Annotated in this window: 19 protein-coding genes; 6 read left to right on the top strand and 13 right to left on the bottom strand. The window is 51.2% G+C overall.

The genetic code is table 11. The features are described 5' to 3' along the window. Positions 1-71 precede the first annotated feature (71 nt). The 10 genes from JIG40_RS18270 to JIG40_RS18225 all read right to left on the bottom strand — a co-directional run bounded on the left by JIG40_RS18270 (position 72) and on the right by JIG40_RS18225 (position 10,354). Entirely contained in the window at positions 72-755 is a 684-nt protein-coding gene (locus JIG40_RS18270) for an AAA family ATPase (RefSeq protein WP_199465798.1), read from the bottom strand. After that, on the bottom strand, positions 755-2,869 hold the full coding sequence (locus JIG40_RS18265) for an SLBB domain-containing protein (RefSeq protein ID WP_199465797.1): 2,115 nt from the start codon (positions 2,867-2,869) through the stop codon (positions 755-757). The genes JIG40_RS18270 and JIG40_RS18265 overlap by 1 nt, the downstream gene beginning before the upstream one ends. After that, entirely contained in the window at positions 2,866-3,702 is an 837-nt protein-coding gene (locus JIG40_RS18260; RefSeq protein WP_154182475.1) for an OmpA family protein, read from the bottom strand. Before JIG40_RS18260 ends, JIG40_RS18265 begins: the two co-directional genes overlap by 4 nt. 41 nt (positions 3,703-3,743) lie before the next feature. Continuing rightward, positions 3,744-4,079, bottom strand: coding sequence for an STAS domain-containing protein (locus tag JIG40_RS18255; RefSeq protein WP_154183534.1), 336 nt, complete (start codon positions 4,077-4,079; stop codon positions 3,744-3,746). Between the two features lie 937 nt (positions 4,080-5,016). Further along, the gene (locus JIG40_RS18250) at positions 5,017-6,168 is read right to left on the bottom strand and encodes a dihydrolipoamide acetyltransferase family protein (protein WP_172559321.1); all 1,152 of its coding nucleotides are present in this window, start codon (positions 6,166-6,168) and stop codon (positions 5,017-5,019) included. Continuing rightward, entirely contained in the window at positions 6,165-7,148 is a 984-nt protein-coding gene (locus JIG40_RS18245) for an alpha-ketoacid dehydrogenase subunit beta (RefSeq protein WP_158129093.1), read from the bottom strand. The genes JIG40_RS18250 and JIG40_RS18245 overlap by 4 nt, the downstream gene beginning before the upstream one ends. Then, entirely contained in the window at positions 7,141-8,232 is a 1,092-nt protein-coding gene (gene pdhA / locus JIG40_RS18240; protein WP_199465796.1) for a pyruvate dehydrogenase (acetyl-transferring) E1 component subunit alpha, read from the bottom strand. The genes JIG40_RS18245 and pdhA overlap by 8 nt, the downstream gene beginning before the upstream one ends. A 450-nt stretch (positions 8,233-8,682) precedes the next feature. Next, entirely contained in the window at positions 8,683-9,201 is a 519-nt protein-coding gene (locus JIG40_RS18235) for a cytochrome b/b6 domain-containing protein (RefSeq protein WP_020328277.1), read from the bottom strand. Next, positions 9,194-9,478, bottom strand: a complete 285-nt coding sequence (locus JIG40_RS18230) for a PepSY domain-containing protein (protein WP_020328279.1) — start codon at positions 9,476-9,478, stop codon at positions 9,194-9,196. Before JIG40_RS18230 ends, JIG40_RS18235 begins: the two co-directional genes overlap by 8 nt. A 186-nt stretch (positions 9,479-9,664) precedes the next feature. After that, the gene (locus JIG40_RS18225) at positions 9,665-10,354 is read right to left on the bottom strand and encodes a DNA-3-methyladenine glycosylase I (RefSeq protein WP_047460746.1); all 690 of its coding nucleotides are present in this window, start codon (positions 10,352-10,354) and stop codon (positions 9,665-9,667) included. 196 nt (positions 10,355-10,550) lie between these two features. Here JIG40_RS18225 and JIG40_RS18220 point away from each other — a divergent pair, with 196 nt between their 5' ends. After that, a complete protein-coding gene (locus JIG40_RS18220; protein ID WP_199465795.1) occupies positions 10,551-11,300 on the top strand; it encodes a GntR family transcriptional regulator in 750 nt (249 codons plus the stop codon). Positions 11,301-11,441: 141 nt separating this feature from the next. Here JIG40_RS18220 and JIG40_RS18215 read toward each other — a convergent pair whose 3' ends face one another. From JIG40_RS18215 to uxaC, 3 genes are all read right to left on the bottom strand, one after another. Next, positions 11,442-12,929 (bottom strand): altronate dehydratase family protein, encoded by a 1,488-nt coding sequence (locus tag JIG40_RS18215; RefSeq protein ID WP_199465794.1) that lies wholly within the window; start codon positions 12,927-12,929, stop codon positions 11,442-11,444. Between the two features lie 10 nt (positions 12,930-12,939). Next, on the bottom strand, positions 12,940-14,403 hold the full coding sequence (locus JIG40_RS18210) for a tagaturonate reductase (protein ID WP_348541343.1): 1,464 nt from the start codon (positions 14,401-14,403) through the stop codon (positions 12,940-12,942). A gap of 72 nt (positions 14,404-14,475) precedes the next feature. Then, on the bottom strand, positions 14,476-15,888 hold the full coding sequence (uxaC, locus tag JIG40_RS18205; protein ID WP_199465792.1) for a glucuronate isomerase: 1,413 nt from the start codon (positions 15,886-15,888) through the stop codon (positions 14,476-14,478). Between the two features lie 353 nt (positions 15,889-16,241). Here uxaC and JIG40_RS18200 point away from each other — a divergent pair, with 353 nt between their 5' ends. From JIG40_RS18200 to JIG40_RS18180, 5 genes are all read left to right on the top strand, one after another. After that, on the top strand, positions 16,242-16,763 hold the full coding sequence (locus tag JIG40_RS18200) for a TRAP transporter small permease (protein WP_020328290.1): 522 nt from the start codon (positions 16,242-16,244) through the stop codon (positions 16,761-16,763). A gap of 78 nt (positions 16,764-16,841) precedes the next feature. Continuing rightward, on the top strand, positions 16,842-18,146 hold the full coding sequence (locus tag JIG40_RS18195) for a TRAP transporter large permease (protein ID WP_032082101.1): 1,305 nt from the start codon (positions 16,842-16,844) through the stop codon (positions 18,144-18,146). Between the two features lie 20 nt (positions 18,147-18,166). Beyond that, entirely contained in the window at positions 18,167-19,132 is a 966-nt protein-coding gene (locus tag JIG40_RS18190) for a TRAP transporter substrate-binding protein (RefSeq protein WP_055453176.1), read from the top strand. A 556-nt stretch (positions 19,133-19,688) separates the two neighbouring features. Further along, complete coding sequence (locus tag JIG40_RS18185; RefSeq protein ID WP_199465791.1) at positions 19,689-20,780, top strand: ABC transporter substrate-binding protein; 1,092 nt, start codon at positions 19,689-19,691, stop codon at positions 20,778-20,780. 55 nt (positions 20,781-20,835) lie between these two features. Further along, entirely contained in the window at positions 20,836-21,888 is a 1,053-nt protein-coding gene (locus tag JIG40_RS18180) for an iron ABC transporter permease (RefSeq protein ID WP_199465790.1), read from the top strand. Position 21,889: the final 1 nt, after the last annotated feature.

Here is a 21,889-nt window from a genome sequence, read left to right as displayed (position 1 = left end):
TGTTGTATTCTCCAAGTCTAGGAGATGTTTATTAAATTGCCATGGCCCTATCTACGAAATATTCGAGTGGATCACGTTGTGGCATTGAGGTATTCGTTATTCATCACCCGTTCTTTGATTCGATCTCTCCAACGCTCAGGCAGCAGCGGGATTCGGTTTATCTCACGACAGATTTCGCTGGCCAGCGTCGGTTTATCTCGGCAGTTGAGAATGGTGCCCAGTAAGCTGATGTTTGATTGCTTTAGTAAGTCCATGGCAGCTTGGACCTGTAGTGTGCTGGTGTGACCGGCCATCACAACCAGAATGACGCCATCACAGGCGCTGGCAATACACTGCGCGGGAATGTTGTTTCGGTTCACGTTGAGCAGTGGTGAGGTATCAACGACGACACGCTCATATTGACCCAACCAACTCTGCATCGCTTTTTGCAGGAAATCAGGCCTTTTGTAGAGCAGATGTTCGGAGGTGTCTTTGGGAACGGTAATCCCGGTAAAGCAACGCAGCGAGTGATTGTGTTGCAATAGATTGGGTTGAATGTTTCCCAGCTCTGCGGTAACAAAGCTGGGATGAAACATATTCAGATCAACCAGCGCGGTGTGGTAGCCAGCCAACAGGTATCGTTCTGTCAGCGCCATGGTTAGCGCAGTGACACCTTCGCCGGACTGACACGAGGTCAGGCAAATAGAACGGCACTGATTCAGCTCAGCATTTAAGTAGATCTGTTCTACTTCAGCATGGGTGGCAGGTATTGTCATCACAGTGCTCCTATTAAGGCAACGGTCGCTGCCATTTGGAAAATGTCTTTGATGCCCGTGCGCAATTGGGCGGCCAGGCTTTCACTTTCGTCCGGGATATAAACAGTGTCGCCGGCACGCAGTACGGGCAGATTGTGAATACTGGCGCTTTTGCTGAACTCAACCAAATCGAAGGTTCGCGCCTGATTCTGGCAACATGACATGTTAACGATGGTGATTTTTTCTAAGTATGCCGATTTGCTCGGGCCGCCGGCCTCGGCCAGCAGGTCGAGAATCGTCATGGTGTCATCAAACTGGTAGCGTCCTGGTTGGTTGACGGCACCAAGCACCCGGATGGTGCTCTCTTTAGAGCGCTCAAGCCAGTTGCGATCCTTTTCCGGAATATAAATGGTGTCGCCACGTTTTACTTTAGGCAGCAGGCTTTCGTCGCCCGTTTCAAAGTATTGGGATAGATTGAGTTTGCTGACGCGCGCGTAGCTTTTGTCTCTGTGAGTGATGCGAATATTGTGGATGTCAGCCTGACCTGTCGGGCCATCAGCCGCCGACAGAATGTCGAGAAAATGCATTTCATCGGTAAAACGGTAGCGACCGGGCGCATTAACCTGACCAAACACGTAAATCGAACTGTCTGAGCTTTGACGAACCCATTGTGATTTGTTGTCGGACGGATCTTGTGGCAGATCGTGCACTCGAATGATGGCACCAGCGTTGATGCGGGGTAAGGTATGGCGCGGCGCGCCATTCTTGATAAATTCATCGAGATTAAAATGTTGCATGCGTTGGCTGCCCGCTGACGGCACAATTTCAATTCGAGTCGTGTCCGCACGAAGTGTCGGACCGCCGACATGTGCGAGCAAATCCATCAGGTCCATTTCATCAGACCACTCTATGCGACCGGGACGGGTAACCTCACCAAACACATTGACGGCGCGATCAGGCGTGACTTTTAACCACGATTTCTCGTTCATATCCAGCTTCTCTGGCACAAAGATAGCGTCACCGGACACAATGGCGGGCAATGGTGACGAGCCGCTGCCTTCGGTATAGGCGACCATGTCGAAGCGAATGACCTGACCGTTGGCTTTAATAATGCGAATCTGGCGGGATTCCGCAAAACGAGTTGGACCGCCAGCATTAGCGAGAATATCCATAAAGCTGGCGCCAGGTTTACCTTCGTAGGCGCCCGGAATGGCGACTTCTCCCATGACGTACACAACGTTGGCACCCGCTTTGATCTCTTCCTCCTGTTTGGGAACAAACACGGTAGAGCCCGGTTTTAAAATGGGCAGCAGGGCGCTATCACCACTGTCTAAGTATTTTTTGAGATTGAACAGCGTCGGGGTATTGTCCGAAATGATTCGAATCTGTTCGACACTGGCGTAGCGCGTCACGCCACCAGAGCGCATGAGAATGTCGACAAGGCTGGTGTCCGCTTTGAATGAAAATGATCCTGGTGCATTCACTTCGCCAAACACTTTGATCGACGTATTGCTGCTGGCACTGTCGCCGGCATTGGCCAACGCGGTTGGGTTGAAATCCTGTTCGATATTGCCCACCAGCGGCGAGGCCGGCACAAACAAGGTATCCATGGATTGAAGGGATGGAAGGGCGCTTTCTTCGCCAGTTTCAAGAAACTGTTTGTAGTCAAATACTGTGACGGTTTTTCCGCGTTTCAGTTGCACCTTGTCCAACTGAGCACCAGACCGAATGCCGCCAGCGGCGCTGAAGGCTTCTTGAATGGTTGTCGCTTGGTCAAGAACCTTCTCTCCCGGGTTCTCAACATAACCCAACACATTGATGATCAGCTGTTTCTGAGCAATAAACACTTCAACGTTAGTCAGGTCGCGGTAAACTTCGCCCAGTCGCAGTTTTACTTCGTTTGTCAGCTGCTCCTCGCTGTAACCAGCGACAAAAATCGAACCGATTTCTGGCAGCTTGATCGCACCGCGGCGATCCACTAAGAATGCCTGATTCAATTGTGTTTCACCCGGCAGGTTAACTTGAATCATGTCCCCGATGGCAACATAACTTTGTTTGCTGCTTGCGAGCGCCATCAGGCTGAATGTCAGGCATGACAGTAACAAAACCATACGTCTAAATGATAGAAGGTTCATTGGAAATCCCCCGAGTTGGTGTGGGGTTTAGCACTTGACGCCAAGGCATTGACCTCAATGCTGACGCGTCGGTTGGTGAGCATGATCCCCGGACTGCTGCCTTCAAAGAGTGGCAGACGCTCACCTAGAGAATGGGTAACGATCCGCTCTGGTTGTAACCCGAAGATAATCAGGTAACGTTTGACCTGATTGGCCCTGTCCAGTGCCAACTTTTCGTTGAAAGCCAATGGGCCGTCGGCATCGGTATGGCCAGTGACGGCCAGCGTTAAATCCGGATGCTGTTTTAAAATCAGGGCGGCCTGCGCGAGGTGTCCCATGTATTTAGGATTAATCTCAGCAGAGTTGTGAGCAAACTGGTTGTCCGCATTAAGTAATTCGACCACAGAGGTGATGGCTTCGATCTGCGTAATCCGACCGCTGTCCTGACGGTCAGGAGGCAGACATTCCGTTTGCTGAGTGACGTAATCAAGTTGCTGTTCCAACTTGGCCAGCGATTTACGCTGAATGGCAATATCATTCGCCGCATCGAGCTGAAGTCCTCCTTCCAACTCGCGAGCGATACGCTGCTGGCGAATGTTCAGTTGCAGCACCGACGCAGGAAAGCACCATTTGGCACCTTCTTGGATCAACATATCGAGATGGAGTTTCGTTAGTTGCCAGTCGAAACGCAGCCCATGTTCTGGCCCAAGAGGTTCGTCTGGCATAACTGGCGAAAAGTCACTGCTCAGCGTCTGTTCAGCCATGCCACCCTGACCGTGTGGGGGATAACTGCTGCAACCAGCAAAAAGCAAAACTGAATTGGCCAGAAGTAAAGTTGCGAATGGTCTATTCATGGAGCAGCTCTCCCATCTTGATTTGGGTGGATGACCTGATTTCAACTTGCCTTACGAGTAAGCTGTTTAGAATTGACTGGTATTGCGTGTTCAATTCTAAGCAGAGTAAAGATTTCCAGTGGCTGGCCGCTGACGTTTTCGATTCGCATGCGACGGTTGTTGGCGACGAGGCGCTTGTAGAGATAAACAATCGCGCCGATGCCAGACGAGTCGAGAAACGTTACGTTTGCCAAATCGACTTCAATTTCGCAGAACTCCGGATTGGAGATAACTTTGTCGAGTAGAGGCAGTGCTTTCTGGCTGCCATCAGCATCGAGATTGCCGGAAAACAGAAGCGTTAATGTTGTGTCATTAAAACTATTGGTATGCAGTCCCATCATCATTCTCCTTGAATTGGATAGCGTTCACTTGGCTGGATGACAGGAACAATACAGATAGCGTGCCAGAAAAATAATGTTGTAAATTCAAATGGTTAACATTTGTTTAGTCAACGGTTTCAAAATGAAAAACGTGAACCTTCAATTTGAGAATCAATCTGCGAGAGACATTGGAAAGCCTGAATCTACTGGAATCGTACTGGATAACGATCACTTCAGAGTTAAGGTCATGCAGTCATTGCGCCGGAAGATATGATGAGACAGCGGTGTGATAGTTATGGATAATTTTCCCTGTTAGTCGCAATTCAGGGTGTGGTTAATAACTTAATATTTCTTGTGTTTATCTTAGTAATCAAGTTGTAGTTGTGATTTTTGATAGTTTTGCAAAAGTCACGACCGGATTGTTTGTTCGGTTGGCAAAAGAAAGGGAGCGTATTGCGCTCCCTTTTTTACGTTTATTTATTGTGCTGGCATATCACTATCGGCAATTGCTTCGTTGTACCGTCTGGTAACTCGCACATGACGATTGGGCCTGTTGCGCTATTGCCAGCGCGGTCTTCAGACAAGACGCTACCGCTAAAAAAACTGAAACTTAGACAAGTAGCGAGCATAAGTATTTTGGTAAACATAACCGCTCCTTAACGAGCACACCTCAACATTGAGGTTTGATGTTAAGTATGGTCAAAATACAAACTCTTTCAAAAGAAATTGCAGTATTGTTAGGCTAAATTGACCTAATGTTGATGGGTTTTATTGGTGAAATTCCGGAATTTTCAAGTTTTTATCATGCAGTGTGATTTTTGACTGATTTGTCTGTTTTAGGCGTGAGTTTTCCCTTGATTTGTATGTCGATGTTGGCTGTGCATGCACATGAGTTGCTGCAAAAGAAAACCACCTCCGAAAGAGGTGGTTTTTGGTTAAGCAGATTCGCTGTTGCTTAAGTTGCGCTTGGACGTTGCAGATCCTGCACCAGCGCGCGGGCAAAGCGGGCTGCTTCACCACCTGTACAGGCGCGGTGGTCAAAGGTAATCGACAGCGGCATCGCTTTCACGTTCATCAATTGCTCGTCTTTGATCATCACTTTTTCGATGATGCGACCGGCACCAACAATGGTGACCTGAGGCGGTGAGACGACTGGCGTCGCAAAGATCCCGGCAATTGCACCGAAGTTGGATAACGTGATGGTGGCGTGTTGCAACTGTTCGCGGCCAATTTTGCGTTCGCGAATCCCTTGCACGGTGGTATCGAGCCATTCACGCATGGCTTGTGGTTCAAACTCATCCGCGCGGCGGAGGACCGGCACATACAGGCCATGCGTGCTGTCGACCGCAATCCCGATATTGACGGTGCTGTGCACGCAGCGGGTCATGGTTTCGGCATCAAACCAGGCATTCATCGCCGGCTCTTGCTGGCAGGCGTAGACAATCGCCTGAATGAGGCGAATCGAGATATCTTCACCCGGTTTCCACTCGGTCAGCAGTGCTTCTTCGGTGATGGTGACCGCCGCGACTTGCAGGTGCGATTCGGTCATGGTGTTGACCATGGTTCTCCGCGCGCCTTTGAGCACTTCTGTGCCGGGGATCTGTTGGTCGGCAGCATTCTGCACATCACTATCGACAATCAAACCATCAGGCCCGGTGCCTTGTAAACGCTGTAAATCCACTCCAAGACGCTGCGCCAGCAGGCGGGCCGAGGGCAGGGCGGAGAGTGATTTCTTCGCCGGATTGGCATGCTCGCTGCTGCCCACCCAGAAGTCATCCACATCCACATTGTGTGACTGGTGGGACACATTGCCGACCACGGTCGCCGCGTCCTGCTTTTTCTTGGTACTGGATATGGCGTTGCCGGCGCTGTCGAGCTCTTCAATTTCCAGAAGCAAACTGCCGATGTTGATCACATCGCCTTCATTGCCGTGGCGACTGACGATTTTACCCGCGTAAGGTGCGGGCACTTCAACGGTGGCTTTGGCGGTTTCCACCGTCAGCACGACCTGATCGACTTTGACCACATCGCCGACGTTGACATGCCATTCGACGATTTCTGATTCGGCTAACCCCTCACCGAGGTCGGGTAACATAAATGACTTCATTTCCAACCCTCCACTAACTCTCGCGCAGCCAGCACGATGTCCTGTTCCTGAATCATGAAATACTCTTCATTTTTGTAGTAGGGCATGATGGTGTCCATACCGGTGACACGTTTGGGTGGCGCTTTGAGCAGACACATCGCCTGTTCCGCCACGCGCGCCAGAATTTCCGAGCCGACGCCGCAGGTTTTGCTGGCTTCATGCACCACCAGCAAACGCCCGGTTTTCTCCAGCGAGCGCAAGATGGTGTTCATGTCGAGTGGTTTGATGCTGGCCAAATCGACCACCTCAACTTCAATGCCTTGCGCGGACAAGGTTTTGGCTGCCTGTAATGATTCTACGACGCAGGCGCCCCAAGTGACCAACGTGACATCGCGGCCTTTACGCAGGGTAAAGCAGGTATCGAGTGGCAGGGCTTCACCGTTGTTGGTGACATCGGATTTGACGGTGCGATAGATGCGTTTCGGTTCAAAGAACATCACCGGATCGTTGCTGCGAATCGCAGCCAGCAGCAAACCGTAGGCACGCTGAGGGGAAGATGGGACGACCACTTTAAAACCGGGCACGTGCGCAAACAGGGCTTCCACACTTTCAGAGTGGTGCTCAGGCGCATGTATCCCGCCGCCAAATGGCGCGCGGAAGACGGCCGGGCAGGTCAGGCGGCCACGGGTGCGATTGCGTATGCGCGCGGCATGGCACATCAAATGCTCCATCGCCGGAAACACAAAGCCCTGGAACTGAAACTCGGCCACCGGACGCAAGCCTTGGGTGGCCATGCCCACGGCCACACCGCCAATCAGCGCTTCAGCGAGCGGCGTGTCTATCACGCGTTTAAAACCAAATTTGTCTTTGAGACCGACGGTGGCGCGAAATACACCGCCGTTGTCGCCGACGTCTTCGCCGAGCACAATCACGTTCGGATCGTGTTCCATCTCATACTGCAAAGCCAGGTTGACAGCTTCAACTAAGGTCATTTCAGCCATGTTTGCCTCCCTGCATGCGCATTGCTTTGTTGATCAGTTCGTCACGCTGCGCGTGGAGATCCGGCGTGAGCGATTCGTAGAGAAAATCGAACGCGGCTTCAGGCGGTTGCGGGGTGATATCGAGATAGCACTGCACCGCGTGTTCCACCACTTCCTTGCAGTGAGTGAGCCACTGCTCTTCGTCCTGCTCGGTCCACGCGCCGCTGTTCATCAGATAGGTTTTCAACCGGGCAACCGGTTCAAATTGCCACGCCTGCTGCAGTTCATCGTCACTGCGATAACGGCTCGCATCATCGGCGGTGGTGTGGTCGCTTAAACGATAACTGACCGCTTCAATTAAGGTTGCGCCTTTGCCTTTGCGCGCCCGGTCAAGGCTGGTGCGCACCGCATCGTACATGGCCACAATGTCGTTGCCATCGACGGTCAGGCCCGGAATCCCGGCGCCCAACGCTTTCTGAGACAAGAAATCTGCCGCACATTGCAGATGGCGCGGGACGGAAATCGCCCACTGGTTGTTGTTGACCACAAACACCACCGGAATGTGCCACGCGCCCGCGCAGTTGATGGCTTCAAGGAAATCGCCTTTCGATGTCCCGCCGTCACCACACATCACTAACGCCGCCTGATGATTGCCCTGAATTTTCAGCGCTGAAGCGACGCCCACGGCGTGCGTGCATTGGGTCGCGATCGGCACGCAAAACGGCAGGTCGCGACAATGCAAATGTTCATCAGGGGTGAAATCACTGCCGCGCTCATCGCCGCCCCAGTATTGCAGGTTCTTTTCCATGCCGATGCCGCGCGCCCACATGGCTGGCATATCGCGATAATAGGGAACAAACACATCGTCCACTTTGAGCGCCCGGCCAACGGCAATACCGATGGCTTCTGCACCCAAATGGGACGGATAGGTACCGAGTTTGCCGGTGCGTTGCAGCGCAACCGCTTTGTGATCGTAGGTTCGGGTCAGTAGCATATCGCGATAAAAACCGGTCAGCGTTGACACATCTGCCCAATCGGGAAGCGGCTTAACCAGATTGCCATGGTGATCGATAAATCGTTCCATGGGTAATGCCTGAACGTTCATCTCAAGCTCCTTTTGACGCTACGCATCGAAGATGGCAGCAATTCACATCGTTACGTCAAAGGTGATACCGAGAGCAATGTGGAGAGGAATGCGCAGGTGGCAGCGTGATGGACAGTTTTGAAATAGTGTCCTGCGAATTCCGATAACGGCGTTTTATCTTGCTGTTAATACCACATTTATCTAGTGATGAATCTTGGTATAACCGGATAAGGTAAGTGTAACTAAATTGTTAAAATTCGCATGAAATTGATGGGAGGATGAGAGTAAAGGAAAGCTTACACTCGCCCAAAAGTAGCAGAAAATGCCAGTTTTTGAGTTGCTTGGTCGGAAACTCTGAAAAGATTCACTATGTTGGAATCAAATTTTGCACAAATATGGGGAACAAAAAATTTGTGTTGGCAGGGGAAAATGAAAAAGAGAAAGCCATTTGCTTTCTCTTTTCTCGGTATTTTATTTCTCACGGCCACGCTGAGGCAGCATGCTTTTGACGTAAGGGCGTTTCACCCAATGGGTCATAAAGATCACGGCACCAATGTGCGTAGCGACAGCAAACATCGTCAGGTTGGCGAAGAATTCGTGCACTGCTTTCATCGCGTCCTCACCCCAGAACATATCCCACTGGGTTGCCCAGCCGGTTAACGCCGTTGCAATCAATGCCAGCCACATGACCCAAATCATCACCGCACCTGCCGGGTTATGGCCAATGTGTTCGTCTTCTTTGGTTGCCAAGACTTCTTTTAAGTGTGATAGCGCCTTATTCACTGACGGTTTAAATGCCGAAAGGCTCGCCGGGGAATCGGTGATGATCCCCCAGGTCAGCCGCACTGAGAGTGCAGCCAGGACAAAATATCCTACCCATTCGTGCGTTTCACTACCTGCTTCGGTGAGAAAGTAGTTCGACAGGAAAAGCGCCGCAACGACCCAGTGGGTGAGACGCACGACGCCGTCCCAAACGTAAGGTTTAGTCATCTTTCTCCTCTTTTACTTTGCTCATGTCGACAGGGTTGAAGTAAATTTCGACGCGTTTATTTTCAGCATCGTAGCCATACAACTCATAACAGCTGGTTTTGGTGGTTTTGAATTTCTTGATTTTGTAGCCCATGTCCAAAACTTGCTGCTTCGCCTGATCAAAAGGCATCCAGCTTGATTCTGGCTCAGTGGTACAGGTTGGGTCTGCAAACGCCGCAGATGAAACGGCCATAGCGGCAACAAGTAATCCGGTGCGCAGAGGTGTAATGACAGACATAGCTTCTCCTTAACGTTGTCGATGTTGTCTGAGAGCTACTATGACTCCAGACACTTAAGAGAAACTTAAGAAAGAAATGTGACTGAACAATTATGGGTAACAAAGCAAGGTGTCGATGGATGAGAGATAAATGCACAAGAAGAGAAAGCCAGAGCCAATTTGCGTCCACTCTGGCTTATTGGAAGGTTATATCACGCGGTTATCACCAGTGCTGAAGGCAATGATCTGGCTGATTTCACTGATGCTGCGGCCGGATTCCTGCTGCCATTGGCAAAACGCTTCGTTGGCGGCTTGCATAGAGCGTTTGGTGTTCTTGCCGCCTTCGATAATACCGGTGTTGCGCAGGTAGGCTTCCACATCACCGGACAGAATAAAGGTATCGGCGCCCATTTGGCGCAGCGTGTACGGCCCCGTGTTACCACCTAAACGATCACCGTGCTTTTTCAGGTATTCCCACAATTCGGTGATGCGTTCAATCGGCCAGTTGGCGACCATCTCACTGAATGAACCGTGCTCCTGACGTGCTTCATAGATCATGCGCGCGTTCTTGGGAATCGACATCACTTTGGCCAAGTGGCGAATGATTTTCGGATCTTGGGCTTTCTGTTCCCACACTTCATCAGACAGCATCAGCAGAGGTTCGATGCGAAACTGGAAAAACAGCTCTTCAAAGTTGGGCCACTTCTTACGCACCACATCCCATGAAATGCCACTCTGAAATACCTTCATGCTGAACGCCGATAACCAGCGATCTTCAGGAACTGCGGCTAACTCGGCTTTGCTGAGCGGCTTTTTCAGCAGGCTCTCAAGTTGGTCTTCTCCGCCTTTGCGCTCGGCGGCACGTTGATAGATTGATTGAAACTTTTCCATTGTCATGTGAAGCGCCACTTTTTTGTTTTGAGAAACAACAGTCTAACAGAGCGTTTTACGTTCGGCACGGGTTGGTTATTCGTTGAGCAAACAATATGTGCCAGCGGTTTAAAATTGATTTAATGCGATCCGAGTTTTGTTTAGCCTTGCAGTTATCCTGTATGTTAGACTAATTGGTATAACAAGTTGCTGTGGGATAGATATGGAACCGAACGTTAAGCTTTATCAGAAGATTGCTAACCGCTTCAAAACCGACATTGCCAATGGGGTATACCAGGTGGGCGATATGCTGCCAGCCGAGCGTTTGATCGCCGAGCAGATGGAAGTAAGCCGCACGGTGATTCGCGAAGCGATGATCATGCTGGAAGTGGAAGGTTACGTCGAAGTGCGTAAAGGCTCGGGGATTCGTGTCATCAACACCACTATCGAAACGCCGATTGCAGAGGCAAGTGCGGCATTGGGCGACGCCAGCTTCATGCTCACCTGCGGCCCATTTGAGCTGTTGCAAGCGCGTCAGCTGTTTGAAAGCAACATTGCCGAGTTTGCGGCTACGCAAGCGACCAAGCAAGATTTGGTCGCGCTGATGAAAATCCAAGAGCAAGCCAAATCTGATGATTTCAGCCGCGATTCCTACTGGGACAGCGAATTTCACATTCAGCTTGCCCGTTGTACGCAGAACTCGGCGGTTGTGCATGTGGCAGAGATGCTGTGCAAACATCGCGAGAACAACCCGTACTGGAAGAAGCTGCACGAACACATCGAAGACAACAAGATTCGCAGTTGGTGCAGCGAGCACGATGAAATCGTCAAAGCGTTGATCAAGCGCGACCCACAGGCGGCGCGTCAGGCGGTGTGGCAGCACATCGAAAACACCAAGCAGATGCTGTTTGATGGTTCGAGCGATGATTACGATCGTTTCCTGTTTGCCGAAAGCCCGCTTTCGACATTTTGATGATTTCAAGCGAAGCCAAGTGCTTCGCTTTTTATTGCTCAAAATTTGGTGACTAACGTGCCGGCAATAAAAAATCAGGCGACCCGAGAGTCGCCTGATTGGCATCTGTGTCTTTCGATTGGTTTTATTATACTGGTCGAGTTACAACGTCACGCCACTCTTGAACACCGCGATTTCGCGAAAGTCGTTCAGCTCATTGCGGGTCGGCTCGCCATTGACGAAATCGGCGACTTTGGCGACAAATTGTTCCAGCAGTAAGTCCATCGAGGTGCCTTCAACCAATGCACCAGCGTTGAAATCAATCCAGTGTGGTTTGCGTCTTGCCAAATCGCTGTTGGTCGCGAGTTTCAAGGTCGGCACCGGGCCGCCGTACGGGGTGCCGCGTCCGGTACTGAACAGCACCATGTGACAACCGGCCATTGCTAAGGCGGAGGTGGCAATCGCATCGTTGCCGGGCGCGCTGAGTAAGTTGAGCCCCGGTTTCGACAACCGCTCGCCATAGCGCAGTACATCCATCACTTGGCTGCGGCCGGCTTTTTGCGTGCAGCCGAGTGATTTCTCTTCCAGCGTGGAAATGCCGCCCGCTTTGTTGCCCGGTGACGGGTTCTCGTAAATCGGCTGTTTGTGATCGATGAAATACTGTTTGAAATCGTTGATCATCTTCACCGTCTGCTCGAAGGTGGTTTTGTCGGCGCAGCGGCTCATGAGAATGTGTTCGGCGCCAAACATCTCTGGCACTTCGGTCAGTACCGTGGTGCCGCCATGCGTCACCAAGTAATCGGAGAAACGCCCCAGCAATGGGTTGGCGGTGATGCCTGAAAATCCATCCGACCCGCCACATTCCAAGCCAAAGCGCACTTCGCTCAGATAGCCCGGCTCACGTTGATCGCTTGCCATTTTGTCGAGCAGTTTCTTCATCAGCGCAACGCCGGTTTCTACTTCATCATCGTGTTTTTGGCAGATCATGAATTCCACCCGCTCCGGGTCGAAGTCGCCCAGCGAGTCACGAAACGCATTCACTTGGTTGTTTTCACAGCCAAGGCCAACCACCAGAACCCCGCCCGCGTTGGGATGTTTGACCAGATTCTGCAACAGCAACTTCGTATTGTTGTGGTCATCGCCCAGTTGCGAGCAGCCATATTGATGGGTGAAGACCTGAATGCCGTCGATGTGGGACAGATCCATCTCTGCTTCGACCTGCTTTTTCATTATCTTGGCCATGGCATTGACACAACCCACGGTCGGAATGATCCACAGTTCGTTGCGAATGCCCACGTTGCCATTGGCGCGGCGATAAATCGACACCGGCGTATTGGCCAGTGAACTGCTGACCGACTGAAAATCGGGCTGGTAGTCGTAGTCATTCAGGTCGCTAAGGTTGGTGCGAATGTTGTCTTGATACACTCGCTGCCCGATGGCAATCGGCGCCAAAGCATGGCCAATCGGCGCGCCGTATTTGATCACCCGATCGTTTGGCGCGAAATCCTTCAGTGCTACTTTGTGCGCTTGTGGAATGGCTTCCAGCAACGTCAGGATTTGACCATCGAGTTCCACGGTCAACCCAGCGTCCAAATCGCGTAGTGCCACGGCGACGTTATCGCTCGGATGAATTTTGAGTAATGGATTCACAAGCTTCCCCTTAACAACGGCTGAGTGCGTCTCGCATGCCTTGCGCGCAAATGCGTTCAACGTGCGCCGTCACGCATTCTGCCAGCCCCGGAACGCGGGTGAGGTCGGTTTCCCAGTGCGCGGCATTGCTGAGTACGCCGTCAACCAGTTCGCGGTGGCTGCTTTCGCCCCGTTCGACTTTTGGCCATGCGCTGGCAAAGAAATCGAGCCAAGGCTGGTCATCAGCGAGGGCATATTCGCCCTCGGCGCGTTGCCCGCGATAGAAGGTGATGAGAGCTGCCAGCGCAAAGCTCAGGTAACGCGGCAGTTGACCTTGTGTCTGCTGGTAGGTGAGCAACTGCGGCAGAATACGCGTTTTGAACTTGGTCATGCTGTTGAGCGCAATCGACAATAACAAATGCTTGATGTACGGGTTTTTGAAGCGATATACGACATCGCGCGCAAAGGCGTGCAGTTCATCTTTTGGCAACGACAAGGTCGGAATGATTTCGTCAAACATCACCGCTTTGAGGTACGCGGCGATCTGCTCGTCTTGCATGCTGTCGCCCACCGTATCGATGCCGGCCTGAAACGCCACCGGCACTAACGCGGTGTGCGCACCATTCAAAATGGCGACTTTACGCTCTTTGTATGGCTTGATGTCATCGACGATTTTGATGTTCAGTGCCTGTTCGTCGCTCAGTTGATCAAGACACAGGGCTTGGTTCAGCCATTGCGGGCCTTGAATCACGAACAGGTAAAAGTTCTCTGCGCTGACCATAAAGGTGTCGCGGTAGTTGAGTTCGGCTTCCAAAGCGGCCACTTCATCTTTCGGATAGCCAGTGACAATGCGATCCACCAAGGTGGAGCAGAACGTATTGGCACTTTCCACCCAGTTACGAAACGCCGCAGGTAGATCCCAGAGGTCGATGTAACGCAATACGATGGCTTTAAGCGCTTCGCCGTTGTAGTCAATCAGCTCACAAGGAATGAGGGTCCAACCTTTGTCTTGGGCGCCGTTGAAGTGATTGAAGCGCTCCCACAACATGCGGGTCAGTTTGGCGGGGTAACTGCTTGGCGGCAAATCGCCCAGTTGATCGCTGTCGACAAACGCAATGCCCGCTTCGGTGGTATTGGAGAAGACAAACTCAATGTCCGGGTTTTTCGCGCGCTCCAGAATCGCTTCGAATTCGCGGTACGCCGACAGCTCTTCGTTGACTGAATAGATGATGCGTGACTGAGACACCGCTTCGCCGGACTCATCCAGACCACGAATCAGCGTGGTGTACAAGCCATGTTGCGTATTGAGACTGGGTGGAAACTCGCCGCCAATTGGGCGAATGACACTGACGCCGGCCTTGAAGTCGGTGTGTTGGTTCAACTGGTCAATTTGCCAGTCCAAGAATGCGCGCAGAAAGTTGCCCTCACCAAACTGAATGATTTTGGTCGGATAAGACGGGCCGGGAAAAGTATCGCGATTAAGCTGTTTCATCATAAGTACCTGTTGGGGCTGCCCAACCTTGTGGCGGGCAGCGAATCTCGGGCGTTTAAACGTGGCAAAAGTGGATCACTTGTGCGTGATACCAAAATAGTTTTTTGCGTTGTGGTAGCAGATGTCCGACACCATGCGGCTCAGCAGATCAAAGTCAGCTGGCGCTTCGCCGTTTTCCACCCATTGGCCAATCATCTGGCACAGAATGCGGCGGAAATATTCGTGGCGGGTATAAGAAAGGAAGCTGCGGCTGTCGGTCAGCATGCCGACAAAACGGCTCAGCAAGCCTAGTTGCGCGAGCTGCGTCATCTGACGTTCCATTCCATCTTTCTGATCGTTGAACCACCAACCCGAGCCGAACTGAATCTTGCCTTCCACGCCGCCGCCCTGGAAGTTGCCACACATGGTCGCAATGACTTCGTTATCGCGTGGGTTCAAGCAATAAAGAATGGTTTTAGGCAGAGCGTCGTCGCGGTCCTGCGCGTTCAGCAGCCGCGCCAGCGGCAGGGCCACTTCGCCGTCATTAATGGAATCGAAACCCGTGTCCGGGCCAAGCAGATTGAACATGCGTTGGTTGTTGTTGCGCAGTGCTCCGATGTGATACTGCTGCACCCATCCGCGTTTGGCGTACTCTTTCCCCAGATAAACCAGCACGGCGGTTTTGAATTGCGCGGTTTCAAAGGGCGTCACTGCGCCGCCTGCAAGGCGTTTGGCTAAGATGGCATCGAGCTCTTGCTCGGTTGCGTCTTCGTAGCTCACCGTATCGAGCGCATGGTCAGTCACGCAGCAGCCGTGATCGGCGAAATGTTGCAAGCGTTTGTCCAGCGCCTGGCACAAATCGGCAAAGCGGCGAATCTCAACGTCTGCCACTTCGGCCAGCGCTGCCATGTAATCGGCGAAGGTGTCGAGGTGGATGTTAAACGCTTTGTCCGGGCGCCAGCTTGGCAGCATTTGTACCGGGAAGTCTTTATCTTCAGCGACACGTTTGTGCGCGCTCAAATCGTCAATCGGATCGTCGGTGGTACCGACCATTTCCACGTTCATCTTCTGCATGATCGCGCGCGCACTGAACTCTGGGCTGGCCAGCATTTCATTGCACTGATCCCAAACGCGCGGGGCGCTCTCTTCATTCAATACCATGCCTGTTATACCAAACGGACGACGCAATTCGAGGTGCGTCCAGTGGTAAATCGGGTTACCGATGGTAAACGGCACCGTGCGGGCAAAGGCCATGAATTTGTCTTTGTCTGATGCGTCACCAGTACACAGACGTTCGTCCACACCGTTACTGCGCATCGCGCGCCATTTGTAATGGTCGCCACGTAGCCAGATATCGGTCAGGTTCTGAAAACGATAGTCGTCGGCCACTTGCTGCGGTGGTAGGTGGCAGTGGTAATCAATGATAGGCATGTCCGCGGCGACGTCGTGATACAGGCGACGCGCAAACTCGTTATGCAACAGAAAATTCTCAGAGAGGAAAGTGGTCATGTCCTTAATCTCAGTTGTTATACCAATTTGGTTTTAAAGATACATCAGATGTCGACTTGTTCAAGAGTCTAGCGAGGCTATAGAGCTATATTGTGTGTCTTGAGTCACGTTATTGGCGTTGCTTATTGTGTTTTTGTCGGTGAGATCTGATTTTCGAAAGTTGTTATACAAAAAGTAGTGTTTTTTGATCTCGTTTTGGTTTTTTCTATTTTCGACATGTAATATATGTCTTGCAATTAGTCAGACCAATTAAGGGCATTTCAGGACGAGAATGATGGCCCCACAAATGAAAAAAGATAAGACCCTGGTTTGAGTAATAAATATTGTGTGGCCGTTATCAGAAGAGAAACGCAATGATAATTGAGTTAATCAATGAGTATATAAACAGAGGGCTTCGCCTGCTGCTGACTCTATTTATGGCTGTGATGATCATCGCTGTGGTTTGGCAAGTCTTTACCCGTTTTGTGTTAAATGACCCGGCCAATTTCACCGATGAACTGTCACGTTATCTGCTTATTTGGATTGGGGTACTGGGGGGGGCGTATACCTTCTCAATCCGACGCCATCTGGCGCTGGAGCTTCTTTCCTCAAGATACGGTGAAAAAGGAAGAAACGTTCTATCCATTCTGACCAACCTGATTGTGGTGATGTTATCAACGATAGCCTTTATCTACGGCGGTTATTTGTTGGTGAGCTCAACGATTGCAAACGGACAAATATCTCCGGGCATTGTGATTGGCGGAAAACACTTATTAATTGGCTACGTGTATTTGGTCGTGCCTATTTCCGGGGCGCTGATCACCTATTTTGGTGTTCTGGATATTTTCAGAGCGATTTATTTTTTGACCCAAAATCGCAGTCATCACCGCGTATAAAGTCTCGCGTTAGGAACAGACATCATGACATTAACGGATTTGTTATTTTCACAAGAATTCCTGATGAACGCGCCGGATATGTTTTACGATATTTTCCCGGTGATCGTTCTGTTCGGAACGTTGGCGGTATTGCTGGTGCTTGGCGTGCCGATTGCTTTCTCAATCGGCCTGGCAGCGTTTCTGACCGTGTTTGTTGATTTCCCGATCGACAAAACCTCCATCCTGATTTCGCAAAAGCTGGCCAATGGCCTCAACAACTTTGGTTTGTTAGCGCTGCCGTTCTTTATTGTCGCCGGCAACCTGATGAACCGGGGAGGGCTGGCCAGCCGCCTGATCAACTTTGCGATGTTATTTGGTGGCCGCCTGCCGGGGGCGCTGTCGCACGTGAACGTGATTGCCAACATGATGTTTGGTGCGCTTTCAGGCTCGGCTACCGCTTCTGCTGCGGCCGTCGGTGGCATCATGCGTCCGTTGCAGGATAAGCACAAATATCCGGCAGACTTCTCGACCGCGATTAACGTGTCGTCGTGCCCGGCGGGTTTGCTGATTCCGCCATCCAACATTCTTATTCTGTACGCCTTGGTCAGCTCGACCTCGGTGCAGTACCTGTTTATTGCGGGTTATCTGCCGGGCATTTTGATGGGGCTCGGCATCATGGTGGGCATTTTCCTGCTCGGGTCGAAGTACAACATTCCGCGCGAAAAATACGAGTTCAACGAAAAAGCCAGCAAAGTCATTTTGGATGCGCTGCCAAGCCTTGGTCTGGTGGTGATCATCATGGGGGGTATTCTGGCGGGTATTTTTACCGCGACGGAAGCCTCGGCGATTGCGGTGGTGTACAGCTTGCTACTTGGTTTTGCGTATAAAGAGCTGAAAACTGGTGACATCTTCCCGATTCTGGTCGACAGCGTGGTGACGACTTCCATCGTACTGCTGATGGTGGCGACGTCATCGGCGATGTCGTGGTCAATGGCGAATGCGGATATCCCGACGTTCATTTCCGATTTCATTCTGGAAGCGTCGAATAACCCAATCATGATCATTCTGCTGATGAACGTCATTCTGCTCATCATCGGCACCTTTATGGACATGACACCGGCGGTGCTGATTTTTACGCCGATCTTCCTGCCTATCGCAACGCAGATGGGCATCGACCCGATTCACTTTGGCATCATCATGGTGTTCAACCTGTGTATCGGTATCTGTACGCCTCCGGTCGGCACGGCGCTGTTCGTCGGTTGTAGTGTGTATGACACGAAATTAGGACAAGTGGTACCGAAACTGATTCCACTGTTCTTCATTATGATCATTACGTTAGCGATTGTTACGTTGATCCCTTCTCTATCTTTGTGGTTGCCGCATCTGGCTGGATATAACTATTAAAACCAATATAGGACTGTGAAATGAAAACGATGAACAAACTACTTTTGGCGTGCACGGTATCAACCTTGCTGGGCAGCAACGTGTATGCTGCCACCCTGAAATTGTCACATGCGCTGCCAACCGAACACCCGGTTCACCAATCGCTGGAGTACTTTGCGGATCAGGTGAAAAAAGAGGCCAATCTACGCGTGAAAGTGTACCCGAACGGTACGTTGGGCGATGAGTCTGAAGGCTTGCAGATGGTGCAAAACGGTACAGTGGCGTTCACGAAAGCCAGTGCGGCGACGCTGAACACCTTTGCGCCTGACTACAAACTGCTGTCGCTGCCATACCTGTATAAAGACCGCGCGCAATATGATGCGGTGCTCAATGGCCCGATTGGCGAAGAGATTCTTGCCTCATCACGTGATGCTGGCTTTATCGGCCTTGCGTTCCTGGATGCAGGTTCACGCAGCTTCTACACCAGCAAACCCATCAAAACGCCGGACGATTTGAAAGGCTTGAAGATTCGCGTGCAGAACTCGGCACTGTCCATCGATACCATCAAAGCGCTCGGTGGTACACCGGTGCCACTGCCATACGGCGAGCTATATTCTGCGATGCAACAAGGCGTGGTAGATGGGGCAGAGAACAACGTGCCGTCATATTATTCATCACGTCACTACGAAGTGAAGAATGTGTTCTCGCGCGACAACCATACTATGGTGCCGGACGTACTGGTAATTTCAACCAGCGTATGGGACTCACTGACTGACGAGCAGCGTGAAGGCGTGCGTAAAGCCGCGAAAGAAACGGTGAAAGTGCAGGAAGACAATTGGGCGAAATACGTTGAGAAAGCAACGCAGGATCTGAAGCAGCACAACGTCACGTTTGTGGAAAGCGATATCGCTAAGTTCCAGGCGGCGGTGCAACCTGTGTACGACAAGTTCAAAACGGACAACCCGGATTTGGTTCCGCTACTGGATCAGATTCAGTCTATCCACTAAACGGTGGCATAAACCCGAAACGAAAAAGGCACTGCTCAGCAGTGCCTTTTCTTTGCGCGTTACACCCGGGTTTAGAAATTAACCCAGGTCAGGCTCAGCATCAGAACCACCAATGAAGTGGCTGAAAACATTGCCAGCATGCCGAATAACTCGCGAAGGTTGATAGACCAAGATTGTTTTTTATCATACATAACGTCACCTTAATCGACATAACTAAATGAGATTTTGGTCACACTTTACTCCTGTTTATGATGTGGATCAATAAATTTGCGTAATTTTCCATCAAAACAGAAGTGAAATACGGTGAATAGCCGTTTTATTGTAATTAAATTACATTCAGGTGTGCCGAGAATTCTGCATTCGCCCTTAATTTGGTCATCCATATAGGTGAAAAAGGGCAGTGGAATTTGGGCTAGAGGATTCAGATTGCTAGTTATTTGTACGATTAGTTAAATGAGAATGATTGTCGAATTCATTTTTATTGATATTGTTGGAAATATAAATAAGATAGCTTCCAGACTACTTTCTGACCCTCTTCGTTGATAAGGAAATAACAATGATAAAACGGCTGCTGACCCTGTTGCTGATTTCGTTTGCACCGCAGGTATTTGCTCAAGTGACGACGGTGACTGACGTCCTTGATCGTCAAGTGACGCTGGATCTTCCGGCAAAACGCGTTGTGCTGGGCTTCTACGGGGAAGACTACATGGCGATCGGTACCGAAAAATCCTTTGATAACGTGGTGGGTATGTCGAAAGGGATTTGGGAGAAGTGGCGTCCTGCTAACTGGGCGATGTATGTTGCGCACCGTCCGTCATTGGAAACACTGCCAGACGTTGGCAAAGTGGACACACAAACGTTCTCGGTAGAGAAGGTGATTAGCCTCAATCCGGATTTGCTGGTCCTGGCTGACTGGCAGTTCAAAGGCCTTGGCAACGATGTCAACCGCATTGAAGACGCTGGCATTCCGGTGATTGTGATTGACTACAACGCACAGACCGTTGAACGTCACGTACAAAGCACCCTGATCATCGGCCAGATCACCGGTCAGGAAGCGCGCGCGGAGAAAATCGCGAAACAATATCAGGACATGGTTCAGCTGGTGGCGGATCGTCTGGCCAAAGCGAACCTGCCTAAACCAACCATTTACGCAGAATTTGGTTTTCCTGGCACCAAAGAGTACGGCTACACCTTCGGTAAAAACATGTGGGGTGCGATGTCGGAAATGGCAGGCGGTGAAAACATCTCTAAACCGTTTGTCGAGTGGTGGGGTCACCTCAACCCAGAGCAGGTTCTGGCTGCTCAGCCGGATGTACTGCTGATCACCGGCTATGAATTTGGCGGTGCTGATGATGCGATGGTGATTGGTCAGGACGTTGACCGCGCGACCTCGCTGGCTCGCCTGAAAGGTTACAAACAGCGCCTGGGATGGGATAGCCTGCCTGCGGTGAAAAACAACCGCATGATCAGTATCTACCACGGTGCGTGCCGCAGTATTCTCGATGGCCCGATGATTCAGTTCATCGCCAAAGCGCTCTACCCGGATCTGTTCAATGATCTCGACCCGGAAGCGGAATACATCAACTTCTATAAAGAGTACCTACCGGTGACACCAACCGGCACCTTTGCGGTTTCTCTTTCTGAATAATTCTTAGCGGCACTTTCATGTGCCGCTTGCTCTTTGTGTAATCAGGTAATGTGACATGCAATCCGCGATACTTTTACAAGCGATTGAACAACAACGAAAGAGTGAGCGCCGCCGCTGGGTGGTGCTTTGTGCTTTTGGCACCATTTTATTGGCTTCCTTTGTGCTCGATATCATGACTGGCCCATCGATGCTGGATGCATCGCGCGTGCTGAATGCGCTGCTGGAATTTATCGGCCTGCCATTTCAGGTTGATGGTTCAACCCGCGTGATTGTTACCAACCTGCGTTTGCCAATTGCGCTGATGGCGATCATTGTCGGTGGCTCGCTCGGGGTTGGCGGCGCAGAAATGCAGACGCTGCTCAATAACCCGATGGCCAGTCCGTACACACTGGGCATGGCTGCGGCGGCAGGCTTTGGTGCGGCGCTGATGCTCTACATCGGTTCGCTGGGCATGGACAGCCATTATGCGGTGCCGCTGGGCGCATTCCTGTGTTGTATGTTGTCGGCCTGTTTTCTGTTTGCTTTGGCCTCCATGCGTCACATTACCTCAGGCCAGTTGATTCTGGCGGGGATTGCGTTGCTGTTTCTGTTTCAGTCGCTGTTGTCGCTGGTGCAGTTCATCTCCTCACCGGAGCTGAGCCAACAAATTCTGTTCTGGCTGTTTGGCAGTCTGTCGAAAGCGACGTGGAGCAACTTAACCATCACCGCTGTGGTGGTGATGGGCGGTTTTGCTCTGCTGATGCGGGATTCGTGGAAACTGACGGCGCTGCGGTTGGGCGAAGAGCGCGCAAAAAGCGTCGGTGTGAACGTGCAGCGCCTGCGCCTTAAAATTCTGTTTATCGTGGCGGTAATGACGGCAACCGTAACCAGTTTTGTCGGCATTATTGGCTTTATCGGCATTGTGGCACCCAACATCGCTAAAATTCTGGTGGGCGAAGACCAACGCTTCTTCCTGCCACTTTCATTCCTAATCGGTGCATTTTTGCTTTCAACGGCTTCTGTGTTGTCAAAAGTGATTGTGCCGGGCGCGCTGTTTCCCATCGGGATCGTGACGGCAATTATCGGCGTGCCATTCTTCTTCTGGCTGATCGTGGCGAAGCGAGGTTAAT

The organism is Vibrio sp. bablab_jr001, assembly GCF_016464285.1.
In the GTDB taxonomy this organism is placed as follows: Bacteria; Pseudomonadota; Gammaproteobacteria; order Enterobacterales; family Vibrionaceae; genus Vibrio; species Vibrio fluvialis.
This window is presented reverse-complemented; position numbering and strand designations above follow the sequence as displayed.